Here is a 21,029-nt window from a genome sequence, read left to right on the forward strand (position 1 = left end):
AATGTTATTATTTAGAAAAGAAATTATGATAGCAAAACAATCTATCAAGTTTTTAGTCGTATTGTTCATATTAACAGCTTCATTTGCAGTATTTGCTAATGGAGGCGACCATGAAAACCAACACGCTGAAGGAAACCAAATCGATACTCAAGAAGAAATTAACGAGTACATTGCGCATCACTTAAAAGATTCTCACGATTTTCATTTTTATACCAACAATGCTACGGGGTCGCATTTTGGTTTTCCGTTGCCAGTAATTGTTTGGACTAGCGAAGGGTTAAAAACATTTATGTCTTCAGAATTTCACCACGACGATGCTGGTCATGTTATTGTTGAAAAGGATGGTGTAAAATTAACTAAAATTCACAGTAAAATTTACGAATTAGAAGCAGGTGCGCACGAAGTGACATTGGACGATCATCACCATGCAACAAACGCACACAAAGTGTTAGATTTTTCTATCACTAAAAGTGTGTTCGGTATGTTGTTAGCTGGTTTACTAATGCTTTTAGGATTTGGTGCTTTAGCTAGAGGGTATAAAAAAGGTCATGTGCCAACTGGTATTGGTCGTTTCTTAGAGCCGCTAGTGATTTATGTTCGCGACGAAATAGCGAAGCCAAATATTGGTGAGAAAAAATACAGAAAATTCATGGGCTTTTTATTAACCGTGTTTTTCTTTATCTGGATATTAAACTTATTAGGATTAACGCCACTAGGATTTAATGTAACGGGGCAAATAGCAGTAACCGTATGTTTAGCTATTTTTACCATGTTAATTTATATGTTTAGCGGTAGTAAAGATTTTTGGGCGCATACTTTATGGATGCCAGGTGTACCAGTGCTTTTACGTCCTATATTGGCAGTAATTGAATTGGTTGGTTTTGTGTTAATTAAACCATTCTCGTTATTAGTTCGTTTATTTGCAAACATGACGGCAGGTCACTTTGTGGTAATGAGCTTAATTGCTTTAATGATTACTATGAAAGAAGCCTTTGGTCCAGTAGCGTCAACAGGAATGTCGTTAGTGTTAGCATTATTTATATCGGTTATCGAAATATTGGTAGCTTTTTTACAAGCGTTTATTTTTACGATGTTATCATCGTTATTTATAGGGATGGCTGTTGAAGAACACGAGCATCACTAAATATAAATTTGTTTAATTAATATATTTAAAATCAATTAGTATGTACAATTTAATTGGAGCAGGATTAATCGTAATCGGTGGAGGTATCGGTTTAGGTCAAATTGGTGGTAAAGCAATGGAAGGTATTGCTCGTCAACCTGAAGCAGCTGGTAAAATCCAAACTGCGATGATCATCATCGGTGCATTATTAGAAGGTTTAGCTTTCGGTGCATTAATCTTAGGAAAATAATTTATTTCCGCATTAAACACAAAAATCCAGAACACCTGTAACGGTTGGTTGCAGGTTCTGGTTTTTAAAACAATTAAACAATAAATAACCCATTTAATAAAAAAACATGGATCAGTTATTAAACGATTTTTCACCAGGTTTGTTTTTCATGCAAGCCATCATTTTAATAATTTTAATATTATTAATGCGCAAATTTGCATGGAAACCTATTTTAAGTTCGTTACAAGATCGTGAAGATGGTATTAAAAATGCCTTAGAATCTGCTGAAAATGCAAAGTTAGAAATGCAAAATCTTCAAGCAGATAACGACAGACTTTTAAAAGAAGCTAGAGCAGAACGTGAAGCGATGCTTAAAGAAGCACGTGAGCTTAAAGATAAAATGATTGATGATGCTAAAACTGAAGCACAAGAGCAAGCTAATAAAATGATTGCTCAAGCTCAAGCATCTATCGAAAGCGAAAAGAAAGCAGCTATGGCAGAACTTAAAAGTCAAGTGGCTGGTATTTCTTTAGAAATCGCAGAAAAAGTAGTACGTACAGAATTATCTAACAAAGACAAACAATTACAATTAGTAGAGTCTATGTTAGAAGATAAACAATTAAACTAATACAAGATGTCTGGAGCAAGAGCAGCCATACGTTACGCTAAAGCCGTGTTTAGTTTAGCATCAGATCAAAACACAACCGAGGTTGTAAATAATGATATGAAGCTAATTGCAAACACCATAGCAGAAAGCAAAGACTTAAGTGATATGCTTCAAAGTCCAGTAATTACTTCAACCGTAAAACAATCGGTGTTAAACGAAGTTTTTAAAGGTACAGACAAATCAACTTTAAGTTTAATAAATACATTAATAAGCAATAACCGTATCGCTATTTTAAATGATGTAGCGGTAAAATTTAATCAACTTTTCGATGCTTCGAAAGGTATTGAGTTGGCAACAGTTACCACAGCTGTAGCAATTACTCCTGCTATTGAAGCTAAAGTTTTAGCAAAAGCTAAAGAACTTACTGGGAAAACAGTTGAAATTAAAAACGTTATTGACGACACTATTTTAGGCGGTTTCATTTTACGCATTGGCGATGTACAATACAACGCAAGTGTAGCAAACCAACTAAATAAACTAAAACAAGAATTTACAATAAATTAAAATAATTCAGAATTCAGAATTCAGTATTCTGAATTCAAAATTTAATAAAGATGGCAGAAGTAAAACCAGCTGAAATATCAGCAATCTTAAAACAACAACTATCAGGTTTCGAAGCAAGTGCTTCGTTAGATGAGGTAGGAACTGTATTAACTGTAGGTGATGGTATTGTACGTGCTTACGGATTATCGAACTCACAATACGGTGAGCTAGTAGAATTTGAAGGCGGCTTAGAAGGTATCGTACTTAACCTTGAAGAGGATAACGTAGGTATCGTATTATTAGGTGCTTCAAAAGGTGTAAAAGAAGGTTCTACAGTAAAAAGAAAAGGTGTAATTGCTTCTATTAATGTAGGTGAAGGTATTGTTGGTCGTGTGGTTGATACTTTAGGTAACCCAATAGATGGTAAAGGACCTATCGCTGGCGAAACTTACCAAATGCCATTAGAGCGTAAAGCGCCTGGTGTTATTTATCGTGAGCCTGTAACCGAGCCATTACAAACTGGTATTAAGTCTATCGATGCAATGATTCCTGTTGGTCGTGGTCAACGTGAGCTTGTTATTGGTGACCGTCAAACTGGTAAAACTACAGTTTGTATCGATACCATCTTAAATCAAAAGGAATTTTACGATGCTGGTGAGCCAGTATATTGTATATATGTTGCTGTTGGGCAAAAAGCTTCAACGGTTGCAAACATTGCTAAAACTTTAGAAGATAAAGGCGCTTTAGCATACACAACTATTGTTGCTGCAAACGCATCAGATCCTGCTCCAATGCAAGTTTACGCGCCAATGGCAGGTGCTGCAATTGGTGAGTATTTTAGAGATACTGGTCGTCCTGCTTTAATTATTTACGATGATTTATCAAAGCAAGCAGTAGCATACCGTGAGGTATCGTTATTATTACGTCGTCCACCAGGACGTGAGGCGTATCCAGGTGACGTTTTCTACTTACACTCGCGTTTATTAGAGCGTTCGGCTAAAGTTATTAACGACGATAACATTGCTAAAGAAATGAACGATTTACCAGAAAGCCTTAAGCCAATTGTAAAAGGTGGTGGTTCGTTAACAGCTTTACCAATTATTGAAACACAAGCGGGCGACGTTTCGGCTTATATCCCAACGAACGTAATTTCTATTACCGACGGACAGATTTTCTTAGAGTCAGATTTATTTAACTCTGGTGTTCGTCCAGCAATTAACGTAGGTATTTCGGTATCTCGTGTTGGTGGTAATGCACAAATTAAATCAATGAAAAAGGTATCTGGTACTTTAAAATTAGACCAAGCACAGTTCCGTGAGTTAGAAGCTTTCGCGAAGTTTGGTTCAGATTTAGATGCAGCTACTTTAAACGTAATTGAAAAAGGTAAACGTAATGTTGAAATCTTAAAGCAAGCACAAAACGATCCGTTTACAGTTGAAGATCAAATTGCAATTATTTATGCAGGATCTAAAAACTTATTAAGAGACGTACCAGTAGATAAAGTAAAAGAATTTGAAGCTAATTACATCGAGTTTTTAAACGCTAAACACCGTGGTGTTTTAGATACTTTAAAATCAGGTAAATTAACCGACGAAGCAACTGATACTTTAGTAGCGGTAGCAAACGAATTATCGGCGAAATATAAATAATTTTGAATTAGGAATTCAGAATTATGAGTTACAAGGCAAGTGGTAATGCTATTGTTGATAGAAGTTTTTACTTTGCTTGTGATATTGTAATTTATGCTGAAAAACTAAAAGAAAAACGTTATTTTGAAATAGCAAATCAATTACTAAAGTCTGGTACTAGTATAGGTGCTAATGTGAGAGAATCACAAAGAGGCGTTAGTAAAAAAGATTTTAAAAATAAATTAGGAATTGCTCTTAAGGAAGCTGACGAAACATCCTTTTGGTTGGACGTTATAGAAGAAACAAAAATTTTTAATGTTCCTTCAAGTTTAAGGGAAGATTGTGAAACACTAATTAAACTTTTAGTTTCAATTATAAAAAATTCATAATCTGTAATTCATAATTCATAATTCATAATTTGAAATATGGCAAATCTAAAAGAAATACGTAGTAGAATATCATCGGTGTCTTCAACCATGCAGATTACCAGTGCCATGAAAATGGTATCGGCTGCAAAGCTAAAGAAGGCGCAAGACGCCATTACTGCTATGCGTCCGTATGCAGATAAACTTACCGAGCTTTTACAAACGTTAAGCGCAACGTTAAATGATGATTCTGGTAGTGTTTTTGCAACGCAACGCGAGGTAAAAAAGGTTTTAATTGTAGCTATAACTTCAAACAGAGGTTTAGCAGGTGCTTTTAACTCTAACATTATAAAAGAAGTTAACAAGCTTACAAACGAAACTTACGCAAACCAAGAAGTATCTTATATTGCTATTGGTAAAAAAGCGAACGATGCCTTTAAGAAAAGCAATAAGGTAATTGCCAATAATAGTGATGTTTTTGATGATTTAACTTTTGAAAACGTGGCTGCAATTGCGCAAGGCTTAATGGATAAGTTTGTTGCAGGTGATTTTGATAAAATTGAAATAGTTTACAACAAGTTTAAAAATGCGGCGACTCAAATAGTAATGACCGAGCAGTTTTTACCATTAATTCCTGTTGAAGCTGAAGCTAACGTAAACGCCGATTATATTTTCGAACCTTCGAAAGCAGAAATCGTTGAAGAGTTAATTCCAAAGTCATTAAAAATCCAGTTGTACAAAGGTATTCGCGATTCGTTTGCATCAGAGCACGGTGCACGTATGACGGCGATGCATAAAGCAACCGATAACGCTAAAGAGTTAAGAGATCAGCTTAAATTAACATACAACAAAGCGCGTCAAGCAGCTATTACCAACGAAATCTTAGAAATTGTTGGTGGAGCGGAAGCGTTGAATAATTAAACGAGCCAAAAGCGAGTTAAATTATAAAAAGAGCGGAAGCGTTGAACAACTAATTGGACGATAGTCAAATTAGCTAAGCGCTGAACAATTAAAAATATTTAGTCTCAGTACTAAAACAAATAAAACTGAACAAACTAGAAAAGTCTCATTGCATTAAATGAGGCTTTTTTTATGGCATCCATTTTGTAAACGTTATATTTATAAATCTAAAATAAGCGTTATGAATCTTTTAAAGCAAACTATCTCTGCTGTAATTTTAATGCTAATAACCATGAGTTTTTCGCAGTGTGCAAGTATCAATACATTAGAAAAGAACCCAAGTGTAACACTTAAGCAAGTATATTACGAAACTTGGGTAGCAGGTGTAAAAGGCGGTGGTTCTGGTGTTAATTTGTTTCTTCCTATTCAATCAAACACAAATAAATCTGTTTTAGATTCTGTTTATTTTCAAGGTAAAGGCACTAAATTAGAACTGATCAACCAGCAATTGGCTGTAGGACGTTTTAAAACTGAAGCTAATAGGCCGAAACAAGATATTATTATGAGTAATGAACCGTATGCCGAATATGGTCAAAATAGGTTAACGTATACGCCTAAAATACCTTTCGAACTTGAAGAAAATGAATGTGTTATAAGTTACCTAGAAAACGGAACTAAAAAGTATTTTAAGGTAGACGATGTTGTTTTTAAAAAATCTCGACCTATACCTTCGGTAAAACCACAATAAGCCTAACCTATATTTTGCTTTAAGAAAACTAAAAGCTTATTTTTAACCATCAAAGAATTTATTAATTGAGCGGACTCAAAACATTATTCAAGCAAACATTTATTTACGGTTTAGCTACTGTTTTACCTAGAATGTTAAGCTTTTTACTGGTACGTCTTCATACCGACGAAAGTGTTTTAAGCTCGGTGGCCGATTACGGTGATGTATCACTCATTTTTTCATACTTCGTACTCTTTAATGTTATTTTAGCCTACGGCATGGAAACTGCTTTTTTTCGGTTTTTTAATAAAGAAGATGATAAATCTAAAGTCGTTGGAACATCAGCTATTTCCTTAATAGTTTCTTCTTTCATGTTTTTTGCACTTGCGCTTCTTTTTAAAAGTCAGATTGCTGCGTTAACCGATTTAAAAGAAACCTATATAAATCTGGTTATTTGGATTTTATTACTGGATGCCCTCGTTATTATTCCGTTTGCTTGGTTACGCGCTAATGCGAGACCAATAAAATACGCTGTTATTAAAATTTTAAACGTAATAATAAATCTAGGATTAAACCTCTTTTTGTTATTGTGGTTGAAAGATTTAGCCGAAGAAAGCACCATTTTAAACACTATTTACAAGCCAAACTTCGAAATTAATTACATTTTCATAGCAAACTTGGTTGCGAGCGCTGTTACACTTTTGTTGATGCTTTCTTTTTATTTTAAAATAAAATACACGTTCAATAAGGCACTTTGGAAACAAATGATGCAATATGCCTTTCCTGTTTTAATTGCAGGTGTTGCATTTTCGATTAATGAAACTTTCGATAGAATTTTACTTGATAAACTCTTACCAGAAAACATCGCCAAAACCGAAATTGGGATGTATTCGGCATGCTATAAATTGGCATTGTTCATGACACTTTTTGCGACAGCATATCGTTTAGGTATTGAACCTTTCTTTTTTAGTCATGCAAAAACGGAAAACCCTCAAAAAAACTATGCCAGAATTTTAGAGTATTTTGTAATTTTTGGTTCTGTAATTTTTTTAGGCGTTGTAGTGTTTGCCGATGTTTTAAAAGTAATTTTTATAGGTGATGAAGCCTATTGGAAAGCCATGTGGATTGTACCTATTATTTTGTTAGCAAATTTTTGTTTAGGAATATACCACAATCTTTCGGTGTGGTACAAAATAACCGATAGAACAAAATTTGGCGCATACATTTCGGTTTTTGGCGCGTTGTTAACCCTATTATTAAATTTTTGGTTAATACCAATTATGAGTTACAAAGGATCAGCAATAGCAACATTAACGGCTTATGCAAGTATGATGTTGGCATCGTATTTGTTCGGAAAAAAATATTATCCAATTCCTTATAACATTAAAAAAATAACACTGTATTTATCAGGTTCAATTTTGTTTTCGTTGATATCGTTTTATCAATTTAGAGGCAATTATGTGGTAGGAGTTTCTATGTTAATTGTATTTTTGGCTATCGTTTACGCCTTAGAGAAAAACACCATAAAACAATTATTAAAAAAATAATATGAAAATAAAAATAGTAAACAAATCCAATCACGAGTTGCCACATTACGAAACTTTGGCATCGGCAGGAATGGATTTACGAGCAAACCTATCCGAATCGCGCATTTTAAAGCCTTTAGAGCGCACCATAGTCGGTACAGGCTTATACATGGAGTTACCAGTAGGTTTTGAGGCTCAAGTGCGCCCAAGAAGTGGTTTAGCGGCCAAAAAAGGTATTACCGTACTAAACGCTCCTGGAACTATCGATGCCGATTACAGAGGAGAAATAGGCGTAATTTTGGTAAATTTATCCAACGATGATTTCGAAATTAACAACGGCGAGCGCATTGCGCAATTAGTTATTGCAAAACACGAGCGTGCCGAATGGGAAATCGTTGAAGCACTCTCAGAAACTGCTAGAGGCGAAGGTGGTTTTGGAAGTACAGGGGTTAAGTAACCAATTCCTGCGAAAGCAGGAATCTCAAAATAAAGCCATCATGAAACTTTGGTATGTCTATATCATGGCAAACAAGCCCAATGGTGTCTTGTACATTGGTGTAACTGATAATTTGGATGAAAGAGTAAAAGAGCATAAGTTAAAAGTTTACCCAAAGTCATTTACGGCAAAATATAATTGTGATAAACTGATTTATTTTGAAGAATTTAGTGAAGGAAAAATTGCAGAGAGAAGGGAAAGGCAGTTCAAAAAATGGAAACGTGATTGGAAAATTGAATTAATTGAGGAAATGAATCCAAGTTGGTCAGATTTAAGTGCCAACTGGAACTTGAATTACAATAAAATTAGGAAATAAATTAAAATAAAAGATACCCGCTTTCGTGGGCATGAGATATGAAAATAATAGTCCCAATGGCGGGTCGAGGCTCTCGATTACGTCCGCATAGTTTAACCGTACCAAAACCGCTAATTCCAGTAGCAGGAAAACCAATTGTGCATCGTTTGGTAAGCGATATTGCTAAAGTATTAAAACAACCTATTGAAGAAGTTGCCTTTGTTTTAGGTGATCCAGCATGGTTTGGCGACGATGTGGTACAAAGTTTAACCGAATTAGCTGCAAGTTTAGGAGCCAAAGCATCAATTTACCGTCAAGATAAACCGCTAGGTACAGGTCATGCCATTATGTGCGCAAAACCATCACTTTCTGGTCCTGCGGTTATCGCTTACGCGGATACATTGATTCGTGCAGAATTCGATTTAGACCCAGAAGCCGATAGCGTCATTTGGACGAAAGCCGTCGATAATCCCGAAGCATACGGTGTTGTGAAGCTAAATGCAGACGATGAGATTGTTGAGTTAGTTGAAAAACCTCAAGAATTTGTAAGCAATCAAGCTGTAATTGGTATTTATTATTTTAAAGATGTTGCTATTTTAAAAGATAAATTACAAGAAGTTCTTGATGAAAACGTTATGAACGGAGGCGAGTACCAAATTAACGATGGTATAAAACGCATGATGGCCGAAGGCAAAATTTTTAAAACTGGAACCGTTGATGAATGGATGGATTGCGGAAATAAAGCCATAACCGTTGAAACTAATGGAAAAATGTTAGGGTTTTTACAAACAGATGCCCAAGAAACGTTGGTTAACGCATCGGTAACACTTGAAAATTCAAAAATTATAGAACCTTGTTTTATTGGTGAAAACGTAGTGTTAAAAGATACAACAGTTGGCCCTAATGTATCGATTGGTAAAGGTTGTGTTATCGAAAATTCAACTATAAAAAACAGTTTAATACAAACCGAAACCAGTATAAAAAACGCGAATTTAGATCATGCCATGATTGGTAATCATGTAACATACGATGGTAATTTTACAAGCATTAGTATTGGCGATTATTCGGTGTTAGAATAAGTCATATTTTTTATTAATTGAGGTCACGCTTAGCGAGGTTGAAGTGTTTTTGGGTAGAATTTCAAAATTATGAATAAAAACATCTACATATTAATTTACCTTTTCGGAATTATTTTAGTTCCTAAGTTTGGCTTTGCCCAAAATGACGATTTAGGTGACAACGACGATAAGTTTCAAGAGTTGTTTTATGAGGCTTTGAAACAAAAAAGCATTGAAAACTACGATCGTTCGGCTGAAGCACTTTTGGCTTGTATTGAAATAGATAAATCGGTACCCGTATTATATTTCGAATTAGGTAAAAATTATGTGCAACTTAAAAATTTTGGAGCTGCCGAAGATGCTTTAAAAGAAGCAGTAAGTAAAGATCCAGATAACGAATGGTTTCTCGATGAATTGTATAGTTATTACGCCTCACAAAACGATTATAAAAACGCCATAAAAACGGTTAAACAATTGGTAAAATATCATCCCGATTACGAGGAAGATTTGGCATCACTTTACATGAAAACCGAAAAATATGATGATGCTTTAGAAGTTTTAGATCAAATGGATGCCAAACATGGTGTTTCGGTATCGCGCGATTTAATGCGTAACAGAATTTATGAGGTTACAGGACGTAAAAAAGATCAAATTAAAAACTTGCAAGATCGGGTAGAGAATAACCCAGAAAAAGAATCGAATTACTTAGCGCTCATTTTCCGCTACAGCGAAAATAACGAAAAAGAAAAAGCGTTTAAAACAGCGAAGGAGTTGCTTAAAATGAACCCAGAGTCGCAGTTGGTTCACCTGGCACTTTACAAGTTTTATTTAGATGAAAATGAAGCTGAAAAGGCCATCGAATCGATGAAAATTGTGGTGAAAAGTACTGAAATTAAACCCGAAGCTAAACTTAAAGTATTAACTGATTTTGTGCAATTTGTAAGCGAAAATCCAGAGTATGAACAAGATTTAGTGGAAGCGACAACTTTGGTAAGTAACACTAATAACAGCAAAACATTAATCGAACTTGGGCAATATCATTTATCTAAAAACGATAAAACAAAGGCTTTAGAATATTTTGAAACAGCTCTTCAATTAGAACCCGATAATTTTAACGTATTACGCACGGTAATGCTGTTGTATATCGATTTAAAACAATATAAGTTAGCGCAAGAAAAAAGTAGCGCTGCGTTAGAAGAATACCCAGCGCAACCCTTATTTTATCTTGTAAATGGCGTAGCTTCAAACGAGTTGAATGCGCCTAAAAAAGCTATAGAATCTTTAGAAATGGGATTAGATTTTATTATTGATGATAACAAAATGGAATCTGATTTCTACAAACAATTAAGTAAAGCTTATACCTTGTTAAACAATACGCAAAAGGCAAAAACGTTTAGTGATAAAGCACAAAAATTAGAATCTTCAAATTAATGATAAAATATATTAAATACAGCTTTCTAGTATGTTTAGTTGTCTTGGTTTTTGGTTGTAAAACGGCTAAAACAGTTACTAATGGTGAAGCTAATTTAAACTTAAACACAAAGCAATTATTTAAGGAAAATGCAAAGCGTGCAGCGACTTACAGTACCTTGCAATCTAAGTTGAAATTAACGCTAATGCAAAAGGGTAAAACGCAATCGTACACGGTAACTTACAGAACTAAAAAAGATGAAGTTATCTGGATTAACGCGCCATTTTCGGTAATACGCGCCATGATAACACCTCAAAAGGTGAGTTTTTATAATAAGTTAGATAACACTTATTTTGATGGCGATTACAAGTATTTAAGCGACTTATTGGGTACCGAACTCGATTTTAATAAAGTTCAAAACTTACTTCTTGGTGAAGCTATTTATGGTTTAAATACGAGCGAATATAAAGCCGAAGTTGCCAATGGTAGTTATATGGTACAACCTAAGCAGCAACGCAATTTGTTTGATATTTTCTTTTTAATCGATCCAGGTATGTTAAAGGTAAAATCACAACGCATCATGCAACACTTGGAACAACGTGATCTGCAAATTAATTATTTAAGTCATCAAAATATTAACAACCAAAGTTTACCTGAAGAAATAAAGGTAGTTGCGGTTGAAGAAACTGAAGAGTTAATTGTAAATTTGGAGTTTAAAAATGTTGTGCTAAACGAAGATTTAAGGTTTCCGTTTAAAATACCTTCTGGTTTTAAAGCCATTGAACTTTAATGAATTTTACAAAGAAATCATATTTTAAAAGAGGTGTTGTGCTTGTTCTTATTTTGGCAAGTACCATAACTTTTTCGCAAAATAATAAGCAACAAGAACTAGAAACACGACGCCAAGAATTACGTAACGAAATTGAGCAATTAAATAAATTACGCGCCGATAACAAAACCAAACAGAAGTCGCAGTTAAGTTTAGTTGAAGGTGTAAATCATAAAATTAGTGTGCTTTCAAATTTAATTAAAGTGACTAATCAGCAAGCTAATTTACTTACTCGCGAAATTAACAGCAATCAGAATAAAATAACCAATTTACGCAAAGAATTAGCCGATTTAAAAGATGATTACGCTGCGATGGTGGTCAAGGCTTATAAAAGTAAAAACAGACAAAGCAGAATAATGTTTTTACTGTCTTCTAATAACTTTAAGCAAGCTTATAAGCGTTTGCAATACATTCAGCAATATGCTGATCATCAAAAAAAGCAAGGTGAAAGTATTAAAGCTAAAACCTTAGAATTGCAGGCAACAAACACCAAGTTGCTCAATCAGCAAAAGGAAAAAAATACCTTGATTGCCGAAAATAGACAAGTACAAAAAACATTGCAAGCAGATAGAAAAGAGCACGAGGCCTTAATGCAATCTATACAAAAGAATTTATCGGCTTACACATCTCAAATTAGGCAAAAACAACGCGAAGTAAATAGAATTGATGCCGAAATAGATAAAATTATTAAGGCAGCTATTGCAAAATCGAACACCAAAGCGGGTAAAAGTTCCAGCTCAAAAAGTTTTGCCTTAACACCCGAAGAAAAGGTTTTAGCTTCAAATTTTACCTCCAATCGAGGTAAATTACCGTGGCCTGTTGATAATGGTTATGTGAGTTTAGGTTATGGTACACAGCGCCATCCAATTGATAAAAGTTTAACCATAAAAAGTAACGGTGTTAGAATTACGACTCAAAAAGGCGCCCAAGTTCGAGCAATTTTTAATGGTGAAGTCAGTGAAATTTTAAAAATGCGAAATGTAAATCCTATTGTTATGATTAGGCATGGTAACTACCTAAGCATTTACAAAAATTTAAGTAAGGTTTATGTAAAAGTAGGTGATAAGGTTTCCACAAAGCAGGCCATTGGTGAGGTGTTTACTAACCCAAGTAATGGCGAAACTATTTTAAGCTTTATTATTTCAAAGGACAGCAATACTCAAAACCCTGCGAGTTGGTTGTATAAAATGTAGTATTGTTAATGGTTTTGAGAATAATTAGAGTCCAAATTACTTCTCGATATAAATTTGTTGCCAACCATTAAGGAACACTCTAGATTTTAAATATGATAAAAAATTTTTTAGGTATTTTAATGCTCTTCATTGGAATAGGATTATTAATAAAATTGATTCCGAATATTTCAAGCCTGATAAATTCATTTAGTAATGCTGTAAATACCAACCTTAATTCTGATTGGGGCAGCTTTACGGCTGAATTAGTAATAACAATTGTTTTAGGTGTTGTGGATTATTTTATACTAAAATTTGGATTAAAACTTTATAGAAGCAATTAATTGTATCGAGAAGTAATTTGGACTATAATATTCTCTACTTTTTAATCAAACAACGCTTTTAATTCGGTAGCATCTTGTGGCTTTATTTTTCCAGCAAGAAGTAAACTAAGTTGTTTTCTACGTAAAGCAGCAGCGTAACGTTGTTTTTCGAGTTCGGTTTCAGGGATGACTTCAGGAATTGTTGTTGGTTTTCCAGTTTCATCAACCGCTACAAAAGTATAAATAGCTTCATTTACTTTGGTACGCTCACCCGATTGGCGGTCTTCAATCCAAACATCAATACAAACTTCCATCGAGGTTCTAAAAGCACGCGACACTTTAGCTTCAACGGTTACAACACTTCCTAAAGGTACCGCTTTTGTAAAAGCTACGTGGTTTACCGAAGCTGTTACAGTTATTCTGCGACTATGTCTGCCAGCAGCAATACTTGCAGCACGATCCATACGGGCTAAAAGTTCGCCTCCAAAAAGGTTATTAAGGGCATTGGTTTCGCCTGGTAAAACCACATCGGTTAATACGGTTTTTGATGCTTCGGGTGTTTTTGCCTCCATAGTAGATTTTTATGATTTGGCAAAGGTAAAATTATTCTTGATTTATTAGGTAAGAAACTAGTTTAACTCTTTTACTAAAATCCAAGCATCTTTATTGTGGTTTTTTCTAATGCTTTTTACAGCAGCTAATGCTTCGCTACCTGTTTTGTAAGTACCATAAACTACTTGGTGTAAACCGTATTCGTTTAAGCCAATTTTTCTGGCATCGTAACCTAGTGCTTTAAGCTCTTTAACTTTAGTATCACCATTAGCTTCAACTCTAAATGCTCCTGCTACAATATGGAAGTTTCCTTGTACTTTTTCGGTTTTATTTACACTTAAAGTAATCGCTGGTAACGGATTTAAATTAAAAGTAGCTTGCTGAATTTTAGTATCTAACTGTTTTGTTGCTTCTTCTTGAGCTACTTGGTTGTGAGCTTCAACTTCGGTTGAATAGTAATTGGAAGCTACATAACCGCCAAGTGTTAAGGCAATTAACGCAATAGAGGCATACTTTAAAAAAGGTAAGGCCTTACGCTTATTATTTGTAACTGCAATTGGTACTACTTTTTCAATGGCTTCAGCTTCTTCTTTGTAAATTTCTCTATCAATTTTAGGAGAAGTAAACTGCGATAAACCAAAGGCTTCGGTTAAATAGTTTAAATGATACGTTGGCTCAAACTGTAATTTACCTTCACCATTAAGCGAAATATCGCCTATATTGTTAAAGGTTAATGTTTCGCCTTGTGTTAAATATGATTTTAAATTTTTAACACGATTTGCAATTTTTTGATTTGCCGTTTCAAAAGGTATTTTTTCTACATCGGCAATATAATGCGCTAACAAACCATCGTTGTTTTGAATTTGCTCGTTAAACGACATAATTTTCTTTGGAGCAAAAAAGGTGTTCGATGCATCATCGATTGTAGCCGACGCATTTTGAGTTAAAAATGAACCAAAATCTGGTACAGTTACGCACTCATATCGGTATAGTAAATCGCTTATGTAGGTTTCTAATTGCATATTTACAAAGTTAAAATTTTTTGGTTTCAGATAAAAATTTGAGAAACTATTTTTTAGCGCCTATAAAAATTACCTTATTTTAGTTTCTATATCAACTAATTACTAAGTGAACGAGCAGGATTTAATTTACATTTTGGCCCTACAACACGTGCCAAATATTGGCGATATTATAGCAAAACGATTGATTAATCATTGTGGATCGGCAGAAGCGGTGTTAAAAGAAAAGCCATCAAATCTTTTAAAAATTGATGGAATTGGTAAAATTACCATTAAACATTTACATGAGGCTTCGCATGTAGTTGAAGCTGAAAAGGAGCTTCGTTTTATAAAAGAAAACCACATAAAAACGCTTTATTTTGAAGCTAACAATTATCCTAAAAAATTAAAGCATTGTATCGACGGTCCTATTTTGTTATTTCAATCGGGAAAGGTCAGTTTACAAAATCAACGCATCATTAGTATTGTTGGTACGCGTAAAATAACCAATTCGGGTATTGCTTTTTGCGAAAATTTAATTGAAACACTTGCTGTGTATAAACCAGTTATTGTCTCTGGTTTTGCTTATGGCACCGATATTACTGCTCACAAAGCAGCTATTAAAAATAAATTGCAAACTATAGGTTGCTTAGCACATGGGCTAAATACTATTTATCCAAAAGTGCATAAAAAATATATGGTGGATGTTGAAAACCATGGTGGTTTTTTAACCGATTTTTGGAGTTCGGCAAAGTTTGATAGAAATAACTTTTTAAAACGAAACCGAGTTATTGCAGGAATAAGTGAAGCTACTATTGTAATAGAATCGGCCGAAAAGGGAGGAAGTTTGGTTACTGCTGATATTGCGAACTCATACAACCGTGATGTTTTTGCAGTTCCAGGACGAACAACCGATAGCCAAAGCGTGGGATGTAATAATTTAATAAAACAGCAAAAAGCGCATTTGTTAAGTACGCCTTTAGATGTGCCTTATCTATTAAATTGGCAATTGGAAGAAAAAGCACCACCAACCATACAAAAGCAGTTGTTTGTTGAACTGGATCCTGATGAAAAAATAATTTATAATTACTTAAAAAATCACGATAAAGAACAACTCGATATCATTGCAATACACTGCAATTTACCCGTGTTTAAAGTCAGTAGTATATTATTGAATATGGAGTTGAAGGGCGTTGTGCGCCCATTACCAGGTAAGTTGTTTGAGGTTATTTAAAGAGAACAAGTTTTCTTTTTGAAAGAAAGAAGTAAGCCATTATAGCGTATTCTATAATTGGTATTAAAGAAATTATTGTTTGATATTCATAAAAGCCATTTCTGTTATCGTAATAAATTTCATAATTCTCGCTATGGTTTTCATATAAGTATTGAACCATATAAAAGCTGAATAAGAATTGTATGGTAATAACAATAAAAAACAAGGATATTGAATAAATTAAAAGCTTTTGCGAATCAGGTTGGTGAGATTTAAATAAAAAATTAAATCCAGAAATAAACAAAACACAAAACAGAAAAAAACCAACGATTTCTGGTGCAAGAATGATGGTTTCAATATCAAATTTTAAAACAATTAAAACATGCAGAAGTATAAAACTAAATAAGTTACCTATTTCGAAAACAGAATAAATTGAAAACCCACCAGCTCCTATCAAATTAATTAAATTTGAAGGGTTTTTGTTAAAATTTAATTGTTTTTCAAATTCTTCTAGCATAAATTTTTTTAATACCCAACCTTCTCTCGAACACGCTCAATAACAGCATTAGCAACGGTTGATGCTTTAGCTGCACCAAATTGAAGCGCTTTATCTAACTCCTCAAGGTTATCCATGTAGTAATGGTATTTTTCGCGTTGGGTTGCAAAGGTTTCAACAATAAGTTCAAAAAGTGCTTGTTTGGCGTGTCCGTAACCATAATTACCGTTTTCGTAATTGGCTTTCATGGTGGCAATTTGGTCGTCGTTGGCTAATAAACTATAAATTGCAAAACAATTACAGGTGCTCCAATCTTTAGGTTCTTCAAGTGGCGTACTATCGGTTTGAATACCCATAATTTGCTTACGTAACTTTTTGTCGTTTAAAAAGATATTGATAGTGTTATTACGGCTTTTACTCATTTTTTCACCATCGGTGCCAGGAATAAGCATGGTATTTTCTTGAATTTTCCCTTCAGGAATCACAAATGTTTCATCACCTAATTTAGCGTGAAAGCGTGAAGCCACATCGCGGGTCATTTCAATATGTTGTAATTGGTCTTTACCAACCGGAATAATTTCGGCATCGTAGGCCAAAATATCGGCAGCCATAAGCATTGGGTAAGTAAATAAACCTGTGTTTACATCTTCTAATCGATCAGCTTTATCTTTAAAACTATGCGCAAGCGTTAAACGTTGATACGGAAAAAAGCAACTTAAATACCATGATAGTTCGGTAACTTGTGGCACATCACTTTGTCTGTAAAACACTGTTTTTTCAATATCTAATCCAAAAGCTAACCATGTAGCAGCTACCGAGTACGTGTTATTTCGTAAGGTTTCGGCATCTTTAATTTGGGTTAAGGTATGTAGGTTTGCAATAAATAAATACGATTCGTTTTCTGGCTGTTCAGCCATTTTTATTGCAGGTAAAATAGCACCTAAAATATTGCCTAAATGTGGTGTTCCTGTACTTTGTATTCCGGTTAAAACTCTTGCCATAATACTTCCTGCGAAAGCAGAAATCTTTTTAAATTGTTAAACAAAAAGCAAAGGTATATTTTTTAATAGAATTGCTCAATACAATTCTGTATTTTTGAAATCCATGAAAGCTTTTAAATATATTTTTTGGACCTTGTACCGTATTTGGTTTTACGTGCTTGTAGCGCTGCCTATTTTTATTTTGTTTCCATTTTTACTCGTTTCAATTTCAAAGGAATCTTGGTATCCATATTTTTTTAAACTTGCCCGATTTTGGGCAAAATTCATTTTAATAGGTATGGGTTTCACTTATAGTATCAAGCGCGAACAAACACCCGACAAAAACAAAAGTTACATGTTTATTGCTAACCATACGTCTATGACCGATATTATGCTTATGCTTGCGACTGTAAAAAATCCGTTTGTGTTTGTTGGTAAAGCAGAATTAGCAAAAATACCTCTGTTCGGTTTTTTTTATAAGCGCACTTGCATTTTGGTTGATAGAAGCTCGGAAAAAAGTCGAAAAGCGGTGTTTTTAAGAGCCCAACGTCGTTTAAAATCGGGTTTAAGTATTTGTATTTTCCCCGAAGGTGGTGTGCCAGAAGAAGATGTGTTTCTAGATAGCTTTAAGGATGGCGCGTTTAGGTTGGCTATAAATCATCAAATTCCAATAGTGCCTATTACTTTTGCCGATAATAAAAAACGATTTTCATTTACTTTCTTTAGCGGAAGTCCGGGTAAAATGCGAGCTTATATCCATAAATTTATAAAAACCGAGGGCTTAACTATACAAGAAACAAAAGTGCTTAACGAACAAGCAAGAATGGTTATTTTAAATAAACTGCAGACTTATAAAAAATAAAAAACTGCTCGGGGGAACGAGCAGTTTTTTTAGACATGCACTTTTTTCAGTTAAAAAAAGCACACATCCAGATCTAACCAAAAACCTAAAATTTAATAGCGAATCCGGTATACACGCCAATAAAAAATGGAGTGAAATTACCAGAAGTATTTTTAAACGTATTAATTTGATATTTAAACATAGGTTCTAAATTCAAATCAATTGTGTTTGTCATTTTATAATTTAAGCCAAGTCCTAAATTGGCACTGTAACTAAAGTCGTTAATATTGTTGGCTTCTCCTAAAAGGGTGCGGTTACCATTTGAAGCTTCAGAATAAATTTCGTTATTATTTAAAAACAACGAACTAAATCCGCCAATTACGTTTACGCCAATTTTTTTATCTACTACAGCGTATTGTATTTCTATAGGCACTTCAATGTAGCCTAACGATTGGTTTAGCGAGGTGTTAGAGGTTTCAAACGAATTCGGGATAGCCGATGCTGCTTTAGCACTCTCAAAACTAATATTAGTATTGCCACTGCTGGCATCGTTTGCAACCAAAGCACTGCTATTACTAATATTATTGTTAATGGTTAAGTTTTGCAAAGCCTCTCTATTACTTACACCAGCCGATTGAAACACCAGCACATCGTTGGTGTTATAACCTAAATTAACACGGTTAACACCCGAACGAATGGTAATTTTATTGTTAATAGCATAACTTGCCGAAATACCATAACTCATATTTATGTTCCCAGTTTTGGAGTTGCTATTAAATTGCGGATCGATAGAAGAACCATTACCCATGGTGTTAAAATAAACAGGCGCAGCATTTGGGGCAACGCTCCACCTGTTTTTTGGGTTTTCTTTTTCTTCTTCAATGGTTGTTTTATTGTTTTCAAGCGCTTCTTCAATGGTTAAAGTGGCGTTTGTATTGTCTTCTTCGGTGTTATTGTTTTCGTTGCTTGTTGTGGTTTTTGCAATAGCCGTATTATTGTTATTTGCTTGGGTAATAAGTTCCTTGGCTTGGTTTTTATCAATTAAAACATTTGAGTTTTCGGTTGCGTTTGGCGTTGTAATCTTAGTTTCGGTGGCGTTGTGCTTGTTTAAAACCGACTTGCTTTCGTTTTTAGCAATGTTTTGAAGCGTGTTTTTGTTTTGGGTTAAACCCGGATTTTGGGCCAGATGCGAATTGTTTTTAGTTTTATTAGCTGTTTTTGTATTCGTATTAAACGGTTTTTTAATTACTGTTTCATCTGAAGCTTTTACAACAGTTGAAGCTGTTTTGGTGTTTGAAGCAGCTTCAGTTAACGTTGTAGCTTCAGTAGTGTTTTCATCATTATTATTGGCAACGGTATTGCTATTGATACTATTGCTGTTTACATCTTTTTTATCTTCAGTTACATTATTTTTATTAGTGTTTATTGGAGTATTTGGTGCGTTTTCAGAATTAACAACTTTAATTGTTTCCTCTGGCGTTTCACCATCAAAATAATTAAAACCAATAGTTAATAATAACAATAAAACAGCAGCAACACCAGCGTAACGCCACCAAATAGGTATAACACGACGTTTTTTCTTTTTCTGGTTAAGTTCGGCTTCAATACGTTTCCAAACGGCATCACTAGGTGTAGCTTCAAAATCTTTAAAGCCTTCCTGAAATAATCGATCTATGTGCTTTTTATCACTCATTATAAGGTTTGCGACTGCGGTCGCGCTTTATATGCTTCAATGGTTTGAATCAAAATTTGTCTTGCTCTCGCTAAGTTCGATTTTGATGTGCCAACATTAATGTTTAGCAAACCAGCAATTTCTTTATGCGAATACCCGTCCAGCACGTAAAGGTTAAACACCAAACGGTACCTGTCGGGTAATTCTTGAATTATTTTTAGAAGATAATCAATAGAAACCGCGCTCTCGTCAATCTCTACTTGTTCGTCTTCAATGTTATTTTCGTTTACAATATCAAAAACCTTTTCGTTTCGGTAACGCTGTAATGCGGTGTTTACGGTAATGCGTTTTAACCAACCCTCGAAAGAGCCTTTGTGTTTATACTGTTCAATTTTATTGAAAATTGTTAAAAATGCGTCTTGCAAATTATCTTCGGCTTCGGCATAATTACGCGAATACTTTAAGCAGGTGGCGAATAACTTACCCGAAAAGAGTTTGTATAATTCGCTTTGTGCTTTGGTATCATTAGTTTTACAATTTTCTATGAGTTGTTTTAAACTCAAATTAAAACATGTATTGGTTTATAATTAGTTTTATTCTTATTCGGTAACAGGTACTTCAATAGTTAAATAGGTGTCTTCGTCTGCATCATTTTCACCTTGCCAAAATTTAAATATATACGACCCATTGCTTGTAACATGAAAATTAAAAGTGGCTTCAACCAATTCGTCGGTTAAAGTGTCACAGTCATTATCTTCAAAAACATAAGTTATTGGTGCCACGGTACGCTCGTTATTATCTTTATTATAATAAAAATCTCTGAAACTGTGGCACGAGGTTGGCCTGTAATAATAAATGGTAATTGGGTAGGTTTCTCCCATGGTAAATTCATCAGGGATATCTACGCTTTCCACAGGTAAAACCTCGAAATAATAACTAGGGTCGTCATCAATACTACAAGATGCTACGCTAAAAATTAGTAAACATAGTGCAATAAACTTTTTCATTGCTTTAAAATTAGGGATTTAATACATGTTTTGCCCTTTAG

Annotated in this window: 25 protein-coding genes; 18 read left to right on the forward strand and 7 right to left on the reverse strand. The window is 34.3% G+C overall.

Going from position 1 to position 21,029, the window contains the following annotated elements; genetic code table 11:
• Position 1 precedes the first annotated feature (1 nt).
• The 16 genes from atpB (at position 2) to PK35_RS05315 (ending at position 13,250) form a co-directional block, all read left to right on the forward strand.
• The gene (atpB, locus tag PK35_RS05240) at positions 2–1,144 is read left to right on the forward strand and encodes a F0F1 ATP synthase subunit A (RefSeq protein WP_238320887.1); all 1,143 of its coding nucleotides are present in this window, start codon (positions 2–4) and stop codon (positions 1,142–1,144) included.
• Between the two features lie 40 nt (positions 1,145–1,184).
• A complete protein-coding gene (gene atpE / locus PK35_RS05245) occupies positions 1,185–1,373 on the forward strand; it encodes an ATP synthase F0 subunit C (RefSeq protein ID WP_004569351.1) in 189 nt (62 codons plus the stop codon).
• 106 nt (positions 1,374–1,479) lie between these two features.
• Positions 1,480–1,980, forward strand: a complete 501-nt coding sequence (locus tag PK35_RS05250) for a F0F1 ATP synthase subunit B (RefSeq protein WP_044625623.1) — start codon at positions 1,480–1,482, stop codon at positions 1,978–1,980.
• Positions 1,981–1,986: 6 nt separating this feature from the next.
• Positions 1,987–2,523 carry an ATP synthase F1 subunit delta gene (atpH, locus tag PK35_RS05255; RefSeq protein ID WP_044625624.1) on the forward strand — a complete coding sequence of 179 codons (537 nt, stop codon included), beginning with the start codon at positions 1,987–1,989 and terminating at the stop codon, positions 2,521–2,523.
• Between the two features lie 50 nt (positions 2,524–2,573).
• Positions 2,574–4,151, forward strand: coding sequence for a F0F1 ATP synthase subunit alpha (gene atpA, locus PK35_RS05260; RefSeq protein WP_044625625.1), 1,578 nt, complete (start codon positions 2,574–2,576; stop codon positions 4,149–4,151).
• A 23-nt stretch (positions 4,152–4,174) separates the two neighbouring features.
• Positions 4,175–4,519, forward strand: coding sequence for a four helix bundle protein (locus PK35_RS05265; RefSeq protein WP_044625626.1), 345 nt, complete (start codon positions 4,175–4,177; stop codon positions 4,517–4,519).
• A gap of 36 nt (positions 4,520–4,555) precedes the next feature.
• The gene (gene atpG, locus PK35_RS05270; protein ID WP_044625627.1) at positions 4,556–5,416 is read left to right on the forward strand and encodes an ATP synthase F1 subunit gamma; all 861 of its coding nucleotides are present in this window, start codon (positions 4,556–4,558) and stop codon (positions 5,414–5,416) included.
• Positions 5,417–5,636: 220 nt separating this feature from the next.
• Positions 5,637–6,143, forward strand: coding sequence for a hypothetical protein (locus tag PK35_RS05275; protein ID WP_044625628.1), 507 nt, complete (start codon positions 5,637–5,639; stop codon positions 6,141–6,143).
• Positions 6,144–6,208: 65 nt separating this feature from the next.
• A complete protein-coding gene (locus tag PK35_RS05280; RefSeq protein ID WP_044625629.1) occupies positions 6,209–7,669 on the forward strand; it encodes an oligosaccharide flippase family protein in 1,461 nt (486 codons plus the stop codon).
• Position 7,670: 1 nt separating this feature from the next.
• Positions 7,671–8,105 carry a dUTP diphosphatase gene (gene dut / locus PK35_RS05285; protein WP_044625630.1) on the forward strand — a complete coding sequence of 145 codons (435 nt, stop codon included), beginning with the start codon at positions 7,671–7,673 and terminating at the stop codon, positions 8,103–8,105.
• A 40-nt stretch (positions 8,106–8,145) separates the two neighbouring features.
• A complete protein-coding gene (locus tag PK35_RS05290) occupies positions 8,146–8,460 on the forward strand; it encodes a GIY-YIG nuclease family protein (protein WP_044625684.1) in 315 nt (104 codons plus the stop codon).
• Positions 8,461–8,498: 38 nt separating this feature from the next.
• Entirely contained in the window at positions 8,499–9,518 is a 1,020-nt protein-coding gene (locus PK35_RS05295) for a sugar phosphate nucleotidyltransferase (RefSeq protein ID WP_044625631.1), read from the forward strand.
• Positions 9,519–9,587: 69 nt separating this feature from the next.
• On the forward strand, positions 9,588–10,928 hold the full coding sequence (locus PK35_RS05300; protein ID WP_044625632.1) for a tetratricopeptide repeat protein: 1,341 nt from the start codon (positions 9,588–9,590) through the stop codon (positions 10,926–10,928).
• Positions 10,928–11,698 (forward strand): lipoprotein insertase outer membrane protein LolB1, encoded by a 771-nt coding sequence (gene lolB1 / locus PK35_RS05305; RefSeq protein ID WP_044625633.1) that lies wholly within the window; start codon positions 10,928–10,930, stop codon positions 11,696–11,698. Before PK35_RS05300 ends, lolB1 begins: the two co-directional genes overlap by 1 nt.
• Positions 11,698–12,930: a murein hydrolase activator EnvC family protein gene (locus PK35_RS05310; protein WP_044625634.1), complete on the forward strand. Its 1,233-nt coding sequence runs from the start codon at positions 11,698–11,700 to the stop codon at positions 12,928–12,930. Before lolB1 ends, PK35_RS05310 begins: the two co-directional genes overlap by 1 nt.
• A 92-nt stretch (positions 12,931–13,022) precedes the next feature.
• Entirely contained in the window at positions 13,023–13,250 is a 228-nt protein-coding gene (locus PK35_RS05315; protein ID WP_044625635.1) for a hypothetical protein, read from the forward strand.
• A gap of 41 nt (positions 13,251–13,291) precedes the next feature.
• Here PK35_RS05315 and PK35_RS05320 read toward each other — a convergent pair whose 3' ends face one another.
• On the reverse strand, positions 13,292–13,801 hold the full coding sequence (locus PK35_RS05320) for an acyl-CoA thioesterase (protein WP_044625636.1): 510 nt from the start codon (positions 13,799–13,801) through the stop codon (positions 13,292–13,294).
• Positions 13,802–13,858: 57 nt separating this feature from the next.
• The gene (locus PK35_RS05325) at positions 13,859–14,803 is read right to left on the reverse strand and encodes an HU domain-containing protein (RefSeq protein WP_044625637.1); all 945 of its coding nucleotides are present in this window, start codon (positions 14,801–14,803) and stop codon (positions 13,859–13,861) included.
• 106 nt (positions 14,804–14,909) lie between these two features.
• Here PK35_RS05325 and dprA point away from each other — a divergent pair, with 106 nt between their 5' ends.
• Positions 14,910–16,013 carry a DNA-processing protein DprA gene (gene dprA, locus PK35_RS05330; protein WP_044625638.1) on the forward strand — a complete coding sequence of 368 codons (1,104 nt, stop codon included), beginning with the start codon at positions 14,910–14,912 and terminating at the stop codon, positions 16,011–16,013.
• Here the strand turns inward: dprA and PK35_RS05335 are convergent.
• Entirely contained in the window at positions 16,006–16,509 is a 504-nt protein-coding gene (locus tag PK35_RS05335; protein WP_044625639.1) for a hypothetical protein, read from the reverse strand. The two genes, dprA and PK35_RS05335, sit on opposite strands and share 8 nt — an antisense overlap.
• Before the next feature lie 8 nt (positions 16,510–16,517).
• Positions 16,518–17,489, reverse strand: a complete 972-nt coding sequence (gene trpS, locus PK35_RS05340) for a tryptophan--tRNA ligase (protein WP_044625640.1) — start codon at positions 17,487–17,489, stop codon at positions 16,518–16,520.
• 103 nt (positions 17,490–17,592) lie between these two features.
• Here trpS and PK35_RS05345 point away from each other — a divergent pair, with 103 nt between their 5' ends.
• Entirely contained in the window at positions 17,593–18,330 is a 738-nt protein-coding gene (locus tag PK35_RS05345) for a lysophospholipid acyltransferase family protein (protein ID WP_044625641.1), read from the forward strand.
• 85 nt (positions 18,331–18,415) lie between these two features.
• Here PK35_RS05345 and PK35_RS05350 read toward each other — a convergent pair whose 3' ends face one another.
• From PK35_RS05350 to PK35_RS05360, 3 genes are read right to left on the reverse strand one after another with little or no spacing between them, the layout of a single operon-like run.
• Positions 18,416–20,002: a hypothetical protein gene (locus PK35_RS05350; protein WP_044625642.1), complete on the reverse strand. Its 1,587-nt coding sequence runs from the start codon at positions 20,000–20,002 to the stop codon at positions 18,416–18,418.
• Complete coding sequence (locus tag PK35_RS05355) at positions 20,002–20,544, reverse strand: RNA polymerase sigma factor (RefSeq protein WP_044625643.1); 543 nt, start codon at positions 20,542–20,544, stop codon at positions 20,002–20,004. The genes PK35_RS05350 and PK35_RS05355 overlap by 1 nt, the downstream gene beginning before the upstream one ends.
• Positions 20,545–20,580: 36 nt before the next feature.
• Positions 20,581–20,988 (reverse strand): hypothetical protein, encoded by a 408-nt coding sequence (locus PK35_RS05360; protein ID WP_044625644.1) that lies wholly within the window; start codon positions 20,986–20,988, stop codon positions 20,581–20,583.
• Positions 20,989–21,029 lie beyond the last annotated feature (41 nt).

The sequence above is a fragment of the Neotamlana nanhaiensis genome, assembly GCF_000943555.1.
GTDB classification, from domain to species: Bacteria; Bacteroidota; Bacteroidia; order Flavobacteriales; family Flavobacteriaceae; genus Neotamlana; species Neotamlana nanhaiensis.